Source organism: Pseudarthrobacter albicanus (assembly GCF_018224015.1).
Lineage (GTDB): Bacteria > Actinomycetota > Actinomycetes > Actinomycetales > Micrococcaceae > Arthrobacter > Arthrobacter albicanus.
Genome location: NZ_JAGPOT010000099.1, coordinates 1 through 4600, shown reverse-complemented (window position 1 = coordinate 4600; position 4600 = coordinate 1). Strand labels below are relative to the sequence as shown.

General features: G+C 67.1%; 5 protein-coding genes and 1 pseudogene. 4 read left to right on the top strand and 2 right to left on the bottom strand.

The window, feature by feature from the left end; genetic code table 11:
• Both J9611_RS22405 and J9611_RS18035 read left to right on the top strand, forming a co-directional pair.
• Window positions 1-178, top strand: a 178-nt coding sequence (locus J9611_RS22405) for a DUF309 domain-containing protein (protein WP_211882206.1), incomplete at its 5' end; no start/stop codon positions are given.
• Between the two features lie 280 nt (window positions 179-458).
• Window positions 459-1721, top strand: a complete 1263-nt coding sequence (locus tag J9611_RS18035) for an acyltransferase family protein (RefSeq protein WP_211882204.1) — start codon at window positions 459-461, stop codon at window positions 1719-1721.
• Here J9611_RS18035 and J9611_RS18030 read toward each other — a convergent pair.
• Together J9611_RS18030 and gluQRS are read right to left on the bottom strand one after the other, a co-directional pair.
• Window positions 1628-2299 carry an HD domain-containing protein gene (locus J9611_RS18030; RefSeq protein WP_246528008.1) on the bottom strand — a complete coding sequence of 224 codons (672 nt, stop codon included), beginning with the start codon at window positions 2297-2299 and terminating at the stop codon, window positions 1628-1630. The two genes, J9611_RS18035 and J9611_RS18030, sit on opposite strands and share 94 nt — an antisense overlap.
• Window positions 2300-2308: 9 nt before the next feature.
• A complete protein-coding gene (gene gluQRS / locus J9611_RS18025; protein WP_211882203.1) occupies window positions 2309-3205 on the bottom strand; it encodes a tRNA glutamyl-Q(34) synthetase GluQRS in 897 nt (298 codons plus the stop codon).
• A gap of 350 nt (window positions 3206-3555) precedes the next feature.
• Between gluQRS and J9611_RS18020 the strand changes: the two genes are divergently transcribed.
• The gene (locus J9611_RS18020; RefSeq protein ID WP_211882205.1) at window positions 3556-4014 is read left to right on the top strand and encodes an Lrp/AsnC family transcriptional regulator; all 459 of its coding nucleotides are present in this window, start codon (window positions 3556-3558) and stop codon (window positions 4012-4014) included.
• A gap of 154 nt (window positions 4015-4168) precedes the next feature.
• Window positions 4169-4600 (top strand): annotated as a pseudogene (locus J9611_RS18015) (HNH endonuclease signature motif containing protein); the annotation flags it as partial.

Sequence of the window (4600 nt, the reverse complement as noted above, 5' to 3'; positions counted from 1 at the left end):
GCCCTTCGCCGCCCATGAGGTACTCGAGGCCCGCTGGAAAGCCGGGCCGGCCGAAGAACGCAACCTGTGGCAAGGTCTCGCCCAGATCTGCGTCGGGCTCACCCACGCCGCCCGGGGGAACAGCGTCGGCGCGCACCGGCCGTTGAGCGGGCGTTCGACGGAGGGCCGAAAATGCTGAACTTGATACCCACCAGCAACGTGGCTCAGTGCTGAACGGATCCCTGGTGTCCGGACCGCGCGGAGCTAGGGACCACCGAGGCCGCATGTGGGTCCCATAGGCCTGTCGGGCTGGCGGCCGGATCCTCGGGCTGGCCGGGGTCAGGTTTCGTCCAGCCAAATCGGGGATACTTGGACAAGGCGCAGGACTGGCGCCTGCAGTCATGTCAACAGGCAAGGGTCGGTTTTTGGCTTGATTCAGCTGGAGTTGGAACCGGCCAGATAGAGGCTCCGGAGGTTATGTGACGTTGCTAGTTGGTGGAACGGTCGCGACGGCTGCCCAGCAAACGACAGTGCGCCCAAGGCTGGACGGCCTGGACGTTCTTCGCGGTGCTGCCGTCGGTGCCGTTCTGTTGGGACATTCTTGGCCCGGGATATTTCAAGGTGCCGGCATCGTCGGTGTCATTGTCTTCTTTGTGTTGAGCGGTTACCTGATCACAGGCGTGCTACTCAGGGATGTCGAACGGCATCGCAAAATTCGTTACGGCCGTTTTTATGCGCATCGGGCCTTCCGCCTGCTGCCGGCACTCATCTCCTTCCTCGGCGTGTACGCCATCGTTGAATTGACGGCCGATGTCCTCGGGGATCGATCCAAGGGAATCATCGGTTATACCGTCCTTGCCGGTTTCGAGTACCTCAAAGACCTACCGCTGCCTTTCGATGTCAGCTTGGCCATCGGACCGCTCTGGACTCTGGCGGTGGAAGAGCAGTTCTATCTGATCTGGCCGGCGCTGCTGGTGTTCGCCCTGCGGAGTAACCGTCAGGGACGGCTGATTGGCTGGTCTGCCGCCGTCGTCCTTTCCCTCATGACGGCGAGTGTGCTGGCGATGCTGATCCTGGCTCCGCAACTTCACTCCCTGGTCTACGCGCTGCCGACGACGTGGGGTCTCGGGCTGATCGTCGGTTCGGCGCTGCGCCTATACAGGGTCCATGTGTTCAGCTGGTTCTCCGGCCAACGGCTCAGACTGGCGGCCCTGCTCGGCTCGATCCTTGTCCTGGCCGCGCTGATCTTCTTCCCCAAGGCCAACGAATCGCCGGCCTTCTTCTTCGGTGGAGGGCCGCTGGCCATGGCTGCCGCGGCCGTCCTGGTGGTACTGGCCGCCTCCCGTACCCGTGTGATGCCGAAGTGGACGCGCGCGCTGCAGCTGCTGGGCACAGTTTCCTACGCCGTGTACCTCTGGAACTATGTCGTCATTCTCTGGCTCAACGGCGGATCGACAGCCGATCTTCCGCCGCTGGTGGCTGTTTCGGCCATCCTGCTGACCCTGCTACTGGCGGTCATCAGCTGGCACACTGTCGAAAGGCTGGGACGCATCGCGCGCCAGCGCTTCGACGAGTACTACCCGGACCAGCGGCGGGCTGTCAGCAGCGTTGTTTCCCAGGATCTGGACCAGACTCCGATGGCGGCCAGTCAGTTCCGGTGGGACTCGGTATCGGCAGGCTCGACCGCCCAAGAAGGCTCAGCCCCCGACTCGGTCTCGACAGTCCCGGCCGCGGGCTCGTAGGAGAGGTTCTCGTAGTCGGTCTCGTCCGCCTCGTCGAGCATGTCATCGAGTTCCTCGAGCAGCCACGGGTTCACACGGGCCAGGATCTTCCGGGTTTCCTCGACGGGTACGGCGGCGTAGAGCACCGGGCGGGCCTCGTCGTAGCGGGTGACGGGCGGCTTGTCCGGCCATTTCTCGGCCAGCGCCCTGACCCGCTCGGGCAGCGAATTGTGCGCGTTGTCGGCAATCTTGACCAGGGTGGCGTCGTGGTCCTCGGCGATGGAGCGGATGACGGCCTGGTAGTCGTCCGGGGTCTCGTGGAACCGCTTCGTGACGCGCTCGATGATGTCCACGGCCCGCCCGGAAACACCCATGTCCAGGAGCGCCTGCCGGGTCATGGGGGTGTCCTCGGCGACGTCGTGCAGGTAACCGGCGATCCGGATGTCGTCGTCGAAATCAGCCAGCGCGTCCCCGACGGCCAGCACGTGCTCCTTGTAGGGCCGCTTGAGCTTGTCCTTCTGCCGGTTGTGGGCCACTTCGGCAAGGATCTTGGCTGTCTCGACGGTGAAGCGGGGCTGGGGAATCGCTGGTTCTGACATGCTTCCAGCCTACGCGCCGCGCCCGCCCATGCCGGGCCAGACCCACGGCTCCCGCGGCAGTGCGGCGGGGTCAAAGACCGCCAGCGCACGCTCCAGCGGTCCGGCCGGCAGCCCCAGGGAGGCCAGCAGCACGTCGCGGACCTCCTCAACCCGCACCCCGGCGACCGCCAGCTCAGCGAGCGTGACGGCGCCGTCGCGCTTGGCGAGCCGGGCGCCGTCGGCGTTCAGCACCAGCGGCACGTGCGCATATTCCGGAACGGGCATATTCAGGAGCGAGGCAAGGTATGCCTGCCGGGGCGTGGAGGGCAGCAGATCGTCGCCGCGGACCACCTGGTCGATGCCCTGCGCGGCGTCGTCCACCACCACGGCCAGGTTGTAAGCCGTCACGCCGTCGTTGCGCCGGAGCACGAAGTCATCCACGATCCCGGTATAGCTGCCGTGCAGCACATCCTGCACCATCGCTTCACGCACCTCGGAACGGAGCCGGATCGCTGCGGGCCGGATGGCCCTCCTGGCCTCGAGCTCGGGGGCAGGGAGGTTCCGGCATGTGCCCGGGTACGCGCCCTGCGGTGCGTGCGGCGCGGACGGGGCCTCCTGGATTTCGCGGCGGGTACAAAAGCACTCGTACGTCAGTCCGGCGGCCGTCAGCCGTCCGACCGCCTCCGCGTACAGGGGCCAGCGCTCCGTTTGGCGCACGACGCCGCCGTCCCAGCTCACGCCGATCGCCGCCAGATCACGGAGCTGCTCCGCCTCGGCACCTGCCCTGGCGCGGTCCAGGTCCTCCACGCGCATCAGGAAGCGCCGGCCGGAGGAGCGGGCAAAGAGCCAGGCGAGGATGGCCGTCCGGAGGTTGCCCAGATGAAGTTCGCCGGAGGGGCTGGGGGCAAAGCGGCCGGCGGAGGTCATGGGATCAGCCTATTCCCAGCAGGACAGCAGCACGGCAAGAGCCCCTCAGCTACCGATGACTTCGGGGAAATCCGACGTCGGTGGCTCAGGGGCTCTTGCCGTGTTTAGTTAAGTCGGGCGGAGTGACGATGCGTGAACAAGAGTCAATCAGCGGCGGGTTCCTTGCGGGAAGCCTCGTCCAGGGTCCGGGTGGTGTTCCGGGGCGCCTGTAGCCTTTCGGGGTCCGGCGGTAGCCTCGTCCCTTCGTTGTCATTATTTCAACAGACAGCCTACAGTTGGTGCAACGAACCTCCATTGGATTGGTCAATCTGATCAATTCGGGCCGGTGGAGCAGGCAGGAAGTGGTCATTTTGCAGGAACTCGACGGGACGGACCGGCGGATCCTCGTCGCCCTCGATGAGGATCCCCGGGTGCCGGTCATGGTGCTGGCGCAGAAGCTGGGGCTCGCGCGCGGCACGGTGCAGTCGCGCCTCGAGCGGATGACGGCGTCGGGAGCCCTCCGGCCAAACAGCAGCCGCGTCCTCCCGTCCGCGCTGGGCCGCGGTGTGGCGGCGTCGGTGAGCGCGGAACTGGACCAGAGCCACCTGAACGAGGCCATCGCCGCCCTGCGGAACATCCCCGAAGTGCTCGAATGCCATGCGCCCGCCGGCGATACCGACCTCCTGATCCGGGTCGTGGCCCGCAGCCCCGACGATCTGTACCGGGTGTCCGAGGAGATCCGGCTGTGCCCTGGTATCGTGCGGACGTCCACCAGCATGTTCCTGCGCGAGGTCATCCCCTACCGGACCACGGGGCTGCTGGGCGGCTGAGATCCCCGCCGGGGGCCGTGCGGCGCCGCACGCCCAGACCGGCGGGCCGGGTGCTGAGCTTCAACTTCTTCATCACATGCGTTGGGATGAGGCGCTCGACGTCGTTGCCTACCGTGCGCGTTAAAAAGTCAGAGCCCGCGAGTAGCTTTTACTCATGGACACCACGAGGGAGTTCGTCCGTTTTCAGGACACGGCACCGGGGACACCCCAGGCCGGAGAGCCTGTGCCGGGCCGCGCCGTCCTGGGCTTGCTCCGGACACTGGCCTCGACGGCGGTGGATGATGCCGCGGGCTTCGGATTCGCCGAGGCGGCGGACTTCGCCGGCGAGGTGGAAGAACTCTCGCGGACCGTGGAATATCTGCAGCTCGTCGCGGCTGGGGCGGTGGACCGGGCCAGGAAACTGCCGGCCCCCACGGGCACCACGTCGTGGGCCACCGGGTGGCGGGACAGCCCCGTCGACAGCTCCAGCGGCAGCCCGGGCGGCGCCGACGCTTCCGCGGCCGGCGGGTCCGGCGTGTCCGCGGCGGACGCCGTGGCCGCCGGGTCCGGCGGTGCCGTGGCCGGGTCCGGCGGGTCCGTGCCGGTG